The 14,130-nt window shown below is 43.7% G+C and carries 12 protein-coding genes and 2 pseudogenes; 1 reads left to right on the forward strand and 13 read right to left on the reverse strand.

Annotated elements, in window-relative coordinates:
- The first annotated feature begins 49 nt into the window (after nt 1–49).
- Entirely contained in the window at nt 50–412 is a 363-nt protein-coding gene (locus DN752_RS08200) for a septal ring lytic transglycosylase RlpA family protein (protein ID WP_112783495.1), read from the forward strand.
- A gap of 397 nt (nt 413–809) precedes the next feature.
- Here the strand turns inward: DN752_RS08200 and DN752_RS24425 are convergent, their stop codons facing one another.
- The 13 genes and pseudogenes from DN752_RS24425 to DN752_RS08265 form a co-directional block, all read right to left on the reverse strand.
- Nucleotides 810–1,121 (reverse strand): hypothetical protein, encoded by a 312-nt coding sequence (locus DN752_RS24425; RefSeq protein WP_162633158.1) that lies wholly within the window; start codon nt 1,119–1,121, stop codon nt 810–812.
- A gap of 714 nt (nt 1,122–1,835) precedes the next feature.
- Nucleotides 1,836–3,035 carry a phosphoglycerate kinase gene (locus tag DN752_RS08210; protein ID WP_112783497.1) on the reverse strand — a complete coding sequence of 400 codons (1,200 nt, stop codon included), beginning with the start codon at nt 3,033–3,035 and terminating at the stop codon, nt 1,836–1,838.
- 203 nt (nt 3,036–3,238) lie between these two features.
- Complete coding sequence (locus DN752_RS08215; protein WP_112783498.1) at nt 3,239–4,201, reverse strand: L-threonylcarbamoyladenylate synthase; 963 nt, start codon at nt 4,199–4,201, stop codon at nt 3,239–3,241.
- Nucleotides 4,201–4,896: a tetratricopeptide repeat protein gene (locus tag DN752_RS08220; protein ID WP_112786465.1), complete on the reverse strand. Its 696-nt coding sequence runs from the start codon at nt 4,894–4,896 to the stop codon at nt 4,201–4,203. Before DN752_RS08220 ends, DN752_RS08215 begins: the two co-directional genes overlap by 1 nt.
- A 211-nt stretch (nt 4,897–5,107) precedes the next feature.
- Complete coding sequence (locus DN752_RS08225) at nt 5,108–5,659, reverse strand: NUDIX hydrolase (RefSeq protein WP_112783499.1); 552 nt, start codon at nt 5,657–5,659, stop codon at nt 5,108–5,110.
- Between the two features lie 6 nt (nt 5,660–5,665).
- A complete protein-coding gene (locus DN752_RS08230; protein ID WP_112783500.1) occupies nt 5,666–6,247 on the reverse strand; it encodes a hypothetical protein in 582 nt (193 codons plus the stop codon).
- Nucleotides 6,244–8,165, reverse strand: a pseudogene (locus DN752_RS08235) (RecQ family ATP-dependent DNA helicase). Before DN752_RS08235 ends, DN752_RS08230 begins: the two are co-directional and overlap by 4 nt.
- 1 nt (nt 8,166) lies before the next feature.
- A pseudogene (locus tag DN752_RS08240) lies at nt 8,167–8,942 on the reverse strand (enoyl-CoA hydratase/isomerase family protein).
- A gap of 65 nt (nt 8,943–9,007) precedes the next feature.
- Complete coding sequence (locus DN752_RS08245) at nt 9,008–10,966, reverse strand: ComEC/Rec2 family competence protein (protein ID WP_112783501.1); 1,959 nt, start codon at nt 10,964–10,966, stop codon at nt 9,008–9,010.
- Nucleotides 10,967–11,260: 294 nt separating this feature from the next.
- Entirely contained in the window at nt 11,261–11,449 is a 189-nt protein-coding gene (locus tag DN752_RS24735; protein ID WP_112783502.1) for a hypothetical protein, read from the reverse strand.
- 2 nt (nt 11,450–11,451) lie between these two features.
- Nucleotides 11,452–11,793, reverse strand: a complete 342-nt coding sequence (locus DN752_RS08255; protein WP_112783503.1) for a hypothetical protein — start codon at nt 11,791–11,793, stop codon at nt 11,452–11,454.
- A gap of 258 nt (nt 11,794–12,051) precedes the next feature.
- Nucleotides 12,052–12,720 carry a hypothetical protein gene (locus DN752_RS08260; RefSeq protein ID WP_112783504.1) on the reverse strand — a complete coding sequence of 223 codons (669 nt, stop codon included), beginning with the start codon at nt 12,718–12,720 and terminating at the stop codon, nt 12,052–12,054.
- A 798-nt stretch (nt 12,721–13,518) separates the two neighbouring features.
- Nucleotides 13,519–14,061, reverse strand: a complete 543-nt coding sequence (locus tag DN752_RS08265) for a DUF3575 domain-containing protein (protein WP_112783505.1) — start codon at nt 14,059–14,061, stop codon at nt 13,519–13,521.
- Nucleotides 14,062–14,130: the final 69 nt, after the last annotated feature.

Here is a 14,130-nt window from a genome sequence, read left to right on the forward strand (position 1 = left end):
CAAAATAATTCTGTTTTTCACTTGCCTTCACCAGCAGCACAGTTCCTATATGAAAAAACAAGTATTGCTATGGAGCATTCTGTTGTTCCTGTTCAGCTCATGTGTGGCTACACGACCTTCCTCCAATCGTGTCGAAAAGGGTCAGGCGAGCTATTACGCCAATAAATTCAACGGCAGGAAAACGGCGAGTGGCGAACGCTACCAACCCGGTAAAATGACCGCGGCACATCGCTCGCTACCTTTCGGCACTGTCGTAAAAGTCAAAAACCTCCGCAACGGCAAAACCGTCAAAGTCCGCATCAACGACCGGGGGCCTTTTGTCCGTGGACGCATCATCGATCTATCAAAAAAAGCAGCAAGGCAATTGGACATGATCCGTGCCGGAGTGGTACCGGTGGAAGTAAGGTATTAAGGGAAAGATTGAAGGTGCAGACAAGACGCTAATATGATTCGGGGATCAAGTACTTGGTATGTAGTATTTGGTATATGGTATGTGGTATGTCAGTTAGCGGCTAGAATAAGACTTGAGGGTGTTTTAGAACGGTTCACCTGAAAGGGGAACGTAATCCAGCCCAATGAAACGCATTGGGTTAATTAATTTGGCGGGGAATATAAGCTGCAGCCTGTAAGGCTAGCAAAAAACCGCCACCGTTAACTGTATTTCGTCGAAGACGGTTTGGCTAGATGGAAGTGGAGAGCTGGTCTTTTGGCCTGCGGTACAGAAATATGGTACGGGATACTTTCCCAAGACAGAAAATCGATTTTTAACCCGGAATCAATGCCGTTTAGTTAAGGGCATTTCCCAGTTTTCACATGCTAGGAGTTTCTTTTCTATTTGACTTTAACTGTATGGCTTTGGCCATCTTGGTGGATTTTATCCTTTTCCTTTTTTCCCCCGAAAGCCTTCGGGGCAGGCTATTGATGAAAAAAGAAAGAAAAAAATCTAGGCCGGTGGTATTCCTTTTAAAATGGAACATGGATTTACCCTGCGACCGAGATCCATCACCCATTTTAATTTCCACCCGATGGCTACGACCTAAAAGTGAGTGGGTCTCGCTGTTCCACGACGCGAGCCAACTCACTTTCTTAACGGCCTCCACCATCGGCTGGAAAACAGGCATACCAAGGGCCGTAATAAGGAAGCGATACCTTTTTTGGCTCAGGGGGGCTTATAGTTCTCGCTCAACTTGGTTACTTAAGAAAATATACCACTACATGGAATAATGATGATAATTTATCCATAAGAAACTTATTAATCGGATCCGCCTTGCAGGTATTGGGCGTTAAGAAATTAAAAAGTGGGCGGGCAAAAAGGCAGGCTTGTTTGACGAAATGCTGCCCAAAAAGAATGTTGGCTGCTCAAAAGGAGGAGTTTGCCTGCATGAGGGAAGGTTTTAATTTTAGGCCAATAGATGCACAGCGGCGGGGTTTTTTGGTCACTTTCTTGACCTGCAGCAAAAAAGTGACAAAGGTAAAGAGATGAAAACCATCTTGGAATTTAGCAGAAAAACAATAGAACCAATATTTCCAGGTACATACTAACTAAACGGCATTGAACCCGGAATATGCATTAGCCTATCTACGCCACGGCGCACAGGTGTTGCGACCTTAAACTGCTTCAAAATCAGCCGTTTCACTTTAGTTTTCGGCATAACCGTAGCGGTGCTACGCTAATGCCTCCAAACTAGCTGATTTTCTTGCAATTTCAGCTCTCACTACGATTCCTAACGCATAATCCGGGTTTAAGGATAAGGCATGAACCTGTCCAGCCTTTTCAAATAAAAAAAGCCACCTCATCTGAAGTAGCTTTTCTGATTCATATCAAAATTAAGTGATCAAGGCACTAATGCCTTCACACCTGGCAATTCCTTTCCTTCCATGTATTCTAGCAAGGCACCTCCTCCAGTGGACACAAAAGACACTTTCTCTCCGTAACCGAACTTGTTCACTGCAGCAGCAGAATCTCCGCCACCGATCAAGCTGAACGCACCACCTTCTGTAGCGGCTACGACCGCCTCAGCTACCGCTTTGGTTCCTTTGTCGAAGCTCTCCATCTCAAAAACACCCATCGGGCCGTTCCAAAGGATGGTCTTGGAATCCTTGATGACATCGGCAAAAATCTCCCTTGATTCCTCTCCAATGTCAAGTCCCATCCAGCCATCAGGGATTTCGCCGCTCTTGGCTTTACCTTGCTCAGCATCATTGGCAAATTCCTTGGAAGTAATATTGTCCACAGGAAGGTAAAGGTTAACGCCTTTTTCTTTGGCTTTCGCTTCCAATTCCTTCGTCAGGTCCATCTTGTCCGCTTCCAATAGTGAATCACCAATGCTCCCGCCTTTTGCCTTGGCAAAGGTGTATGACATCCCACCACCAATGATCAGGTTATCGACCTTATCGAGCAGTTTTTCGATGATCAAGATTTTGTCGGAAATTTTGGCACCACCCATGATCGCTGTCAAAGGTCTTACGGGGTTACCCAGTACTTTATCTGCATTTTCCAATTCAGAAAGCATCAGGTAGCCACATACTTTGTCATTGAAGTTTTCTGCAACAATGGCGGTAGAAGCATGGGCACGGTGGGCGGTTCCGAATGCATCATTCACATAAATATCCCCAAGTGCTGCTAGTTTTTTGGCAAATCCAGCATCTCCTTTTGTTTCTTCATCATAAAAACGAAGGTTTTCCAAAAGCAAGACCTCCCCACCTTTCAGAGCAGCTGCTACTTGCACTGCTTCTTCTCCTATACAATCAGGGGCAAATTTCACATGTCTATCAAGGGCTTTTTCCAAATCCAACAGGATATGTTTCAGCGAAAACCGCTCATCAGCACCTCCCTTTGGGCGGCCTAGGTGAGACATCAAAATCACTGATCCCCCATCATTCAAGATCTTATTTATGGTCGGCAATGCCGCTTGGATCCTTGTATCATCAGTAACTTCAAAATTAGCGTCCAATGGCACGTTAAAATCCACTCTTACCAATGCTCTTTTACCTTCAAAACTAAGGTTGTCAACAGATTTTATCCTACTGTTCATGGTTAAATAGGTTTTATATGATTTATTTCTTTTAAGTTATTGTAAAATACCTGCCCCTCGACGCTAACTAGCGCAAAGCCATGCTTATACCTTGTTCACTGGACAATCTGCACAGTACTTTTGCCCATCTTGATACTTGGTTCTTTACTCTAATCTTGACACTAGCTACTGGGGTCTCCTATCCGGTACCCCAAGTCGCACATCTAACGTGCCGCCGCCCTTCTCAGTCGGTCATTAACGGCTTTCCCAAGTCCTTTTTCGGGCATTTCGCCTGACAAGATCACACTTACATCCTGTTTATCCAAATACCGCATAGCTGCAAACAAATTCTGTGCTGCTTCTCTAAAATCCCCTGTCTTGCTGAGAATCCGCTGGTGTTCAGGAGCTACATCATCATATGCTATATCAAAACTCAAAACACCAATTTTCTCTCCTTTGGAAAGGTAGTGAGGCACCAACTGGCTCAAATCACCTACCACAAAAGGAATCCTAGGGGCATAGTGGCTCTTCAGCATTCCGGGGGACTTGGGATTACTACTGGACTGGGGCAAGATCAATACATTCCCCACCGCTTTTTTTATTTCAGATACCTCGACTCCTCCAAGGCGATATATAGTGATCTGTCCCTCCTCTACGCCGACAATAGTACTTTCAAGACCTATCTGGCAGCTCCCGCCATCTAGGACATAGCTGATTTTGCCATCAAGCTGATCCACCACATGGCTGGCACAAGTAGGACTAATATAGCCAAAAGGATTGGCACTTGGTGCTGCCAAGGGAAAATCCAATGACAATAACAATTCTCGCGTCAAGGGATGACTGGGAACCCTCACTGCCACTTGATCCAATCCACTGGTTACTAAATCAGGCACAATGGACTTTTTGGGCAACAACAAGGTCAACGGCCCCGGCCAAAACTGCTCTGCCAAAACGGCCAATTCCGGCAATATTTCTGTCGTATATGCACTGATCTGTTCAACACTGCCCGTATGAACAATTAACGGATCAAAACTTGGGCGATTTTTGGTTTCGAAGATTTTGCCTACAGCACTTGGGTCCAACGCATTCCCTGCCAACCCATACACTGTTTCTGTAGGGATACCTACCAGCTCTCCCTTTTCCAGAAGCTGTTTGGCTTTGTTGATGTCCTTTCCGATTTCAGTCATTAAGATTCCGATTCTGTCTCACAAAACTCGTCAATCCACTCTTTAGCATCTGTATATCCTAAACCTAAAGCAGTCTTAAGGTGCATACAGCCTTCCTCTGTCTTACTTAGGGCACTCATTTCGGTCACTCCCAAAAGGTAAAAAGCCGCGCCATTTTGATCATCCAGTGCTACTGCTCGCTGCAGCGCATTGATGGCTTCCAGCGGATTGTTATTGCCCAATAGCGCTTTTGCACGATTAAAGTGCACCAACGCCTGATTGGGGTCTACCTGAAGCGCATTATCAAAGTCCAAAATAGCGTCTTCATATTCCTCCATCCCTAGCAGCGCCAAGCCACGGTTATAATAAATATCCGTCTGATTGGGATCAAGTGCACTTGCCATGTTATAATTGATCACCGCCTCTTTGAAAACCTTCTTTTCTAAATAGGCATTTCCGAGGTTTAGGTAGGGTTTATATGAAGTAGAATCCTTTTCCATCGCTAGTTGGAAATTAACGATGGCCTCATCCCATTTTCCTTGTTCAAAAAATGCTACTCCTTTGGCATTATGGGCTTCTGTGTTGGCTGGATTTTTTTCGATTACCCGATCAAAATAGGTAATCGCTTCTTTAAATTTCTCTAATCGCATTTCCTTAATTCCGGCATCGTATAGCTCCTGCTCTGAGGGAGAACATCCCCATAGCAAACCAACCATCAAAGGAAGAATAAATAGCTTTTTCACTTTTGGTAATTTTTCATACAAAGATACGAATTATAGGCAATTTGACAGCTTACTTGTTCGATCTTTAGCAAATATACAATCTTCCGGCAATAGCAGCAGTGGCTGGTCATCGACTAATCGGCAAAAGGCCCTGACATCCTGCTTTATTATCCTATTGCTACCAGCTTGAATGGAGAGAAATGCCTCAGCAGACAATCTCTGATTTGCTGGTTTTTTCAAGCATCCGCAAAATAGAATCATTGGCCTTGACCACATCTGGAACCGTCTCATAACTTACCCATGCCAGGTCCTTGCTTTCTTCACTGATCGTGAGCGGCTCATCCATAGCAGCCTCAATCAAAAACCTCACATCATAGTGATAATGCTGCTGGTCTTTACTATTAGCAGGAATGACATGCTTATCGATGTCAAAAATCCCTCTGTCCACCAGTTTTAGGGAAATCAACCCGCTTTCTTCCCGAGCCTCGTTCATGGCCACCTCTAGTAGGTTCTCATTGCCATCCGCATGTCCTCCCAGCTGCAACCAACGATTTAGCTTCTTGTGATGGGTGAGCAATGCATGTGTCCGTGTTTTGTTAACTATCCAAGCGGAAGCGGTAAAATGCCCCTCCTTCCGGTCTCTAAGAAAGGCCAACGGATCATCGGTCAACTGGATGAAGTCTCGAACAAACAATTTTTCTTCCTCAAATGGTGTCCGGTAGCTTTTCAATGCTTTCTTAAGTTCTTCTCTATTCATAGGCGATTACTGGGGATTAAATATGGCTTCTATAAAGGATTCAAATGAGCGGGCCTTGGTGTACAGCCTGTCCGAATAGACAGTTACCAAAATCTTGATCATTTGTGGCTTGTGATTGACCGACACTTTCTCTATAGCAACGTTTCCAAAAAGTTGGTCGGTCCGATCTGCCGTGAAGGTTGCTTTGGGCTTTAGGTATTGTTTTTCGGTGGTGTTTACTCCGGAGGCTTTTTCTTGAATAGTCCGGTCCAAACTCACCCTTTCATACCCTAAATCTACAATTCGCTGGCCAAAACCAAAGAAAAGTTGTGAAAAAGTTTCCGAATTGAGTGGTAGATCATAAAAGACAGCGATACCATTTGCATATGGTGACCTGAACACCTGCATTTCAGGGTTGGTTTCCTGGCCTTTTTTTTGAAGATGATAGTTGCTATGTATCAATTCAAAAACCTCTTTGCCCTTGGGTGATGCCATCCAAGACCGAATGGCTTCCTTCTCTCCTGCTTCTTGTACAAAGTTTTCTTTATGGGTCAAAGCCGTATTCTTATCAGAAAACAGCTTTTTCAAAATATCATCTACAAATTTCATTCAGTATTGATTTTTATCCTGCCATCACCCAGGCTTATGATTGCGCCCTCATCTTCCAAGGTCCTCAACAAGTCCACGACATATGCATCTGTTTGAGATAACTTGGCTTTGGCCAAGAGCTCTTGATAGGTAAACGCATCTCCATCCGCCAAAGTTTGCATGAGTTTTTCGCGCACCTGTTCTTGATAGTCTGAGACATTTGCGGCCTTCTTATTTTCCAGACAATTGTCGCACACCCCACATTTCTCATCCGTCTCCTCTCCAAAATACGCCAATAACAGTGCAGTCCGACACTGTCGACTATCGGTAACATATGCCACGATGGCCTTGGCTTTCTCTACACTGGTCTCTCTTCTTTCAGCTATTCGCTTTGCGTTCAGCGGAAGTCGGCCAGCATCATATCGATGGGTAAGAAAAGTCACTTGGGGCTGGTCTTTTTTCTTATTATAAGCGGCAATATCGAGGTTGTCCATCCGCTCTAGTAATTTGACCACTTCCCTTTCCGGGATATTGAGCACGGAAGCCAGTTTGTCCTCCCTGATTTTGAGGTACTCGGAAAAGAGCTCCCCCCATACATTCTTAGCAGCACCTTGATGACCGGGTCCAGTGCTGCATGGGCTATCTGGTATTCGTACAGCCTGCTTTGGCCTATCAGAAAATGAAAGGTACTGGGACTATAATAGCCTTCACTGAGCTCTACCAAACCTTCCTCTCGAAGGATCTTGAGTGCATTGTACGTCAGCAGCAAATCAAGGTTGTAAGTATTGGTAAAAGCAATGATGTCAAAGTCATAACTCACCATTAGGCTACTTCCTACCGCTATGCGGTAATAATTGGCCAAGCTTTGGTACACGCGCTTGATATGATCTATCGGCGGATAGGACTGTTCTGCACGATCCATCAGCACCTCCAGGTCCTTGTCATGGTAAATCAGCACCGCAAAAGCCTTCCATTCGTCACGGCCCGCCCTTCCGGCTTCTTGATAATAGTTCTCCAGATTTTCTGGCAAGTCCACATGGATCACCACACGTACATCTGGCTTATCGATCCCCATACCAAATGCATTGGTGGCCACGATTACGCGGACCTTATTGCTTTTCCAGTCTAGCTGACGTTGTTCCCGCACTTGTTTATCAAGTCCTGCATGGTAAAATGTCGCCGATATGCCCAATTGATAAAGTGCTTGGGCCAATTCTTTGGTAGCTTTTCTGCTCCGCACATAAATGATGGCCGATCCACCGACCTTCTGAAGGATCTCAATGGCTTTCTCCTGTTTGTTCTCCGCTTTCCGGACAGCATAGGATAAGTTTTTCCGGGCAAAGGACTTCACAAATACTGCAGGATCCTTTAACTCTAGCTTTTCCATGATATCTGCCTTGACAGGCAAGGTCGCTGATGCCGTAAGGGCAATAAAAGGCACCTTGGGATGATATTCCCGCAGAGCGGCGATTTCCAGATAAGGAGGCCTAAAGTCATATCCCCACTGGGAAATACAGTGCGCCTCATCTATCGCCACCATATTTACCTTCATTCGCTTAAATCGCTCAATGAACAGGTCTGACTTCAGTCGCTCAGGAGAGACGTACAGAAACTTATAATTTCCATAGATGCAATTGTCCAAGGTGGTGTCTATTTCCCGCTTCCGCATACCCGAGTAAATGGCCGTAGCCAGCACTCCCCGCTTCCGCAAATTATCCACCTGGTCTTTCATCAAGGCGATCAAAGGGCTCACCACGACACAGATACCCTCTTGCATCAGTGCGGGCACTTGAAAGCAAATGGACTTCCCTCCCCCCGTAGGCAACAGCGCCAAGGTGTCCTTTCCAGACGCTACTGAAAGGACAATATCCAGCTGCATGGGCCTGAAATCATCATAGCCAAACACCTTTTTCAACACCGAAAGCGCCTTTGTCTTCAATTTACCAGTCGATTTTTTTCTTGTCTAAAAATGCCTTAATCCCCTTTTTGCAATCAGCCGTTTCCCGGGCTTTTGCATTCATCATGGCCGCATAGTCCAGAGCTTCTCCCAAGGGCATGTCCTGAACTGCGGCGATCATCTTTTTGGTCATGGCCATGGACTCCCCTGAATTCTGCTCTATGAGCCCTTGGGCCACTTGGTAAACGCGCTCTTCCAGCTCATCTGCTTCAAAAACATCATTGACAAGCCCCATCCCCGAGCAACAGGTGCTTCCACCAATTCCCCGGTAAGCAAGAGCTCCTTGGCCTTCCCTTCTCCCAGCTTGCGCAAAAGAAACACCAGCACCATCGCTGGCACAAATCCTATCCTCACCTCTGTATACCCCATTTTGGCATAGGGCACGGCATAGGCAAAATCACACACCGAAAGCAGCCCACATCCACCCGCCAAGGCATGCCCCTGCACTTGGGCAATGACGACTTTTGGAAACGTATATATCCTGACAAATAATTTCTTTAGCCTTTCACTATCCTCTAGATTCTCTTCAAAAGTATTGTCCTGCATCTTTTCAATATCCTGCAGGTCAGCACCGGAGCAAAACACCTTGCCTTCTGCCTTGATAATGACAACCTTCACCTCATCGGTCGCCTCACACTTATCCAATGCCTGTTGAAGCCCACTGACCATGGCAGCATTCAGTGCATTCCGCTTTTCGGGCCTGGCCAAAATGACGTAGCCAACACGGCCTTTTTGCTCAAATTTTACTTGCTCTTCCATAATCCGGGGAGTTGGTTAAATGAAGATAGGGTGTCCAAGCTGTTCTTCCAAAAAAATCAATTCACTCACTCAAAAATAAGTCTTACAGCCCCTTTCTTAGTATAGAATTCACTCGTTTCATTCATTTTGACCCACTTATCGCCATCGTAAAAAGCCGCTGATACCGTTGTATTTTCCATCAACCTGACCCCTCCATTCCGTGCCTTCATCACATGGCCATTGGGCAAAAAAACCAGAAATTCATTTTCTTGACCTGCAAAAGCCATTGGTAAAAATGCGGAGGGTTGGTGGGCCATTCTGTGGGGAACGACCTGATAATCGAGGTCCTTTTCGGAAACAAATTGCTGAAAGGAACCTGCAAAATCCCTGGAATGATAATCCATCGCTACTCCCTCCCTGAGGCTATACACATAAAGCTGCTCTTGATGATCCCTGCCAAAGTACGACCACCAGCTCCCTGCAATAAGCCCAATAATGACCAAAACGGCCCCATAGGCAAATGCTTTTATTCTTCTTACCAAAACCAGGTAAAGGCAGGCCATCAGCCCCCAAAGCAAAAACACGGTAGTCACTTTTAGGGTAATTCCATCAGTCTGGGCATAAGGAAGGGTGTCAAAAAGGAAAACACCGCTGTTCATAACTTTCAGTAATTGTTCTAAAAGCCAGCCCAACGGCCCCCATGTCCAGCCGGCCAATGAAAGCAACATAAACGGCAAACCGACTGCCATGACCAAAAAGGCATTTGGGATGACCCACAAATTGGAAAGTAAAAAATAATTGGGAAAGACGTGAAAATAATAAGCTGACAATGGAAAAGTCGCCAGCTGAGCAGCGATGCTGACGGATGTAATTTCCCACAGGTAATACAGCACCTTATTTCTGGGCAGCCAAATGGACACAATGGCCGGCTGCAAGATCAAAATACCAAACATAGCCGCATAGGAAAGCTGAAATCCTACTTCGAAGATAATGAACGGATTAAACAGCATCAGCAATAATGCTGAAATGGCCAAGGTGTTGAATACTGAAGGGCTTCTGGACTGCATCTGGGCAAGTGAAAGCACCGTAAACATCGTCGCTGCCCGCATGACAGATGGAGACATTCCTGTAAGCATGGAGTACATCCAAATGAGCAGCACCACCATAGTCAAGTACACCACACGCTTCATCCTAGAAAGCTGCGAAGGTTTAAAAAACAGCAGAAAAAAACCATAGATCATCCCTACATGCAAGCCCGAAACCGCCAGCACGTGCATGGCTCCTGCCGTGATATAGGCCTCACTGACCGCTTCGCCCAAATCGGCTTTTTGTCCTAACAGCAGGGCCTTCCCCACCTCCAGCGCATGACTATCCTCAAAAGTTCCCTCTAAGTGCCTACCAAGTTTTTTCCGTGCCAGTAGCACCGGCTCATACAGCGAAAGCTTGTCAACTTCCCCCAACCGTAAAACCTTGTCTCCTATAAAGTGTTGGTGATACACCTGCTTCCTGGCCATAAATCTCCGATAATCAAAGGCCTTGGGGTTTTTGGGAGGAGCGATACGCTGGGGCGTACCGGCCACCCAAACCATATCTCCCGGTTGCAACGCATCGTCTAGCCGATGATAAATCAACACTTTTCCACTGGCTTTTTGATAGCCAACGTCCGTCTGGACATACCTGACAGCCAATTCATTCGCATAGGTACTGGGCTTGGCCTCATCCAGCGAAAGCACCTCTCCCATATACCCCTGCACTTCTCCAAGATGCAAAAGATGGTCATCGTGTGTAGTGACATCCTTCCTGCTGGCAAAAGTATAGCCACCAATCACCAACAGCAGGTATGCCAAAACTGGAAAAACCGCCCGAAACCTGTAACGCTTATTTTTACCATTAACGATCGCAAACCCAAGATAAATCAGTAAAACCACCACTATCACAGCCCAAAGGGACATAGAAGAAAGCATGCTCCCAATAACCGAATAGCCTACTATCCCAGCCATAAAAAACAGGACATACCTCAAAAAAGGAAATTCATTAAATTGCATAAATGCTGGCTTTTACGGAGCTGAATAACACTTAGAATTGGGCAGCAGAAAAGACTATTTATACTAACAGTATTCCGATTATCTTCTTGAACGCAAGCTAAAACCCGCACTTTCCTTGAACATAACAGGTTGTATAATAAGCAACTTAAATAGCCTATATCAATCCTTTGCCTTTCAATTTCCTTTGTAGATCCAGAAAGTGCTCTAGTTTTTTTTGTAACTCAAACTTTTCATCAATAGGACGAACTCTAGCTGGCTCGTTAAGCACAGAAGGATCTTTACGAATCCGCACCATCAATTCATCTCCAATAGTGAGCTTATCTCATAATGTGTCCTATTATCCCTAGAATAGCCCCCAAGACGAACTTTGATTTCTTTTTCCGTGCCCTGAGTAACCTTATCCAAACCAAATGTTAAAACACCGCTTTCATTCGCCGCTACGATTTTTCTGTTATTGTTAATGATTACCTCAAATGCTATCATGACTATATAAGATTTTTACTTTTCAGTTCCTTTTCAAGAACATAATAATATTTGATCTGACGCTTCAATTTTTCTTGATCGTCCTCCCCCGGCTTGACACTGATTGGGGAAGAAGCCTCGTACTTACCTTCATGAATCTTAATGCTCACCTCATCGCCATCCATTAGGTCTTCATCCAACCATTTAAAATGAAGGTCATTTTGGACATCATACCCACCCAGATACATTTTAACTATACTATTTGTACTTTCAGGAAGCTTGATCAAGCTAAATGAAAGCACACCAATATCGTTCAGCCCAATGACTTTTTTCCTTTTGTTTACTTCAACTTCAAATGCTATCATTACTCTTCTTTTTTTTACCAATTACATTTATAAGCTGAGCTCAACTTAATTTTTGTATTAAAAACGTTGCGAACCTGTCTGCCCAGGCCATAGCCGTCAGGCTAACGTCTGTAAGTTGCTGAATACTTACATTCATATTGGTGTCTGTGCTATCCGCAAATGGATTAGGGGGATTGCAAATCCCCGTAATCTCGGTTCGAGATTACAAATCCCGAACAGCTAAATTCTTGGAAAGTCATTTGTTATAAATGCATTTTTTTACAATTTGCTTAAGGTCTCTATTTTTTTGTTAGCAATTTTTTTATACAAACTTGGAGGATCTGTAGCGACAAATTCTCTTAACCCTAAGATCTGTTCCTCTTTTGCTTTTCCTTTTACTTTTGTCAATACGTTTTCATATTTCATGCTTGTATTATGATTTATCCAATGTATCTCTCTAATCTTCGCCTTTCTATCAACCATCTTTGAATGATAACCCAATTTGTCCATTGCATAATCCAAAAGTTGATCGTATTTCGCAAGATCTAGCTCTAAAGGAGCAAGTTCATCAACATACCAGAATAATAAAGGTGAAACATATGACAAAGGATCAATTCTTTCATCAACATGATATTTCTCTACCAATTCTATGGCTTCTTCTTTTCTATCCAACTTTATCAAGATTTTGAAGGTATCCATCAAAATATTTTGTAACTGCAAAGAACTAAACTCTTCCTTTCGCAGTAAATTATAAAAGATATCCAACGCCTTAATCAAATGACCATTTTCGTCATGAATTATTGCCATCCATATGAAACTTGTAATTCGAATATCTTCATCATCAGGATATTTTGATTGTAAAGCCTTAAAACTTTCCAGATAGCTTAAATCATACCCATTAAGCACCACCTGTCCTATAAGGGCGTGTTTTTCTTTTCGTCTATTCATGCTATTTAATTTTTTCTACTCTTTAAATTTTAAGAACACAACTCACTGTCCCACTCCCCACTGGACCTACATTTGTGCAAACAATCACCACATGGCTCCATCCATGAGTAGGTGATACAGTCATTAAATTTTGCCACACAATCATTTACTGTTAACCTGAGCTCGACTTAATTTTAGTATTAAAAACGTTGCGAACCTGTCTGTCCAGGCCATAGCCGTCAGGCTAACGTCTGTAAGTTGCTGAATACTTACATTCATATTGGTGTCTGTGTTATCCGCAAATGGATTAGGGGGATTGCAAATCCCCGTAATCTCGGTTCGAGATTACAAATCCCGAACAGCTAAACCCATGTATCTGTGGCAGTTGGTGTACCGATATCCGCTTAAACTGATGGCTATGGCCTTGGCTTTAGACAGGCCTGCCTTGGCTCCAGACAGGCTCGCAGTGCATGTTCCGCACTGTACGGAAACGGTTTTATAATCGAACTGAGGTTATAAGCTTTACCATTTCAAAATGTAGCTTGTGTAGCTTGACACCTCATTAAGAATCAAGTAGAAAATCGGCATCAAGACATCACCCCTCTGTTCCGAAATAGATTTGACACAGAAAAACACTTTTAATTTAAAAAAATGGCCTGCCGAACAACAGAGGAAAAAGCAACTAAATACCCAAAAAAACCACCTAAAAGCAGTGATTTATCTCAAAAAAGTAAAATTCATTGAATTGCTATTCCATTAAAAAAGGCTTTCTTTTCAGAAAACCCTTTTTAATAAAACAATTATTTTTTATTCAGCAATTTAAAACCGGTAACCGATACTTACACCAGCATTCAGCTCCACTGCGGAGAACCTGTCATTCACCTCGTCGCTGAAGCCTCTGGCGATATTAACGTAGGGCGCAATGGCAAACTTATCACTTTGCACCCATTTGTATCCTACACCAATACCGATCATGCCACTGTTCATATCTGTCACAATGGTGTTCCCGTTATCATCTGGCTCAGTAAAATCCCCAAACCGGTACTTGAAGAAGGGGTAAACATAGATATTTCCTTGCTCAGGATCATTGTTCAGGAAATAGAAATTATAGGAAACCAATAAACTACTGGTATTGAATTTCTTTCCTTTTCCTTGGCCATTATAACCAAAGCGGTCATTGATCAGGTATTCTACTCCAATGGACTGATCGTTGTCCACAAATCGCTCATAACCGATCTCTATAGACCCCTGAGCGATCGTATTCAAAATATTCAATTTGACCTCATTCTGGTTGTAATCCGTTTGGGCGTAAGCACCCATCATCATGCCTGAAAATAAGACAACAAGTAATAGCTTTTTCATAATGTAATAAATTCAAATAATAGGTATAAATAATAAAAACTTGGTAAAATTTAACCTGTAAAACAAATA

Source organism: Echinicola strongylocentroti, from assembly GCF_003260975.1.
Classification (GTDB): domain Bacteria; phylum Bacteroidota; class Bacteroidia; order Cytophagales; family Cyclobacteriaceae; genus Echinicola; species Echinicola strongylocentroti.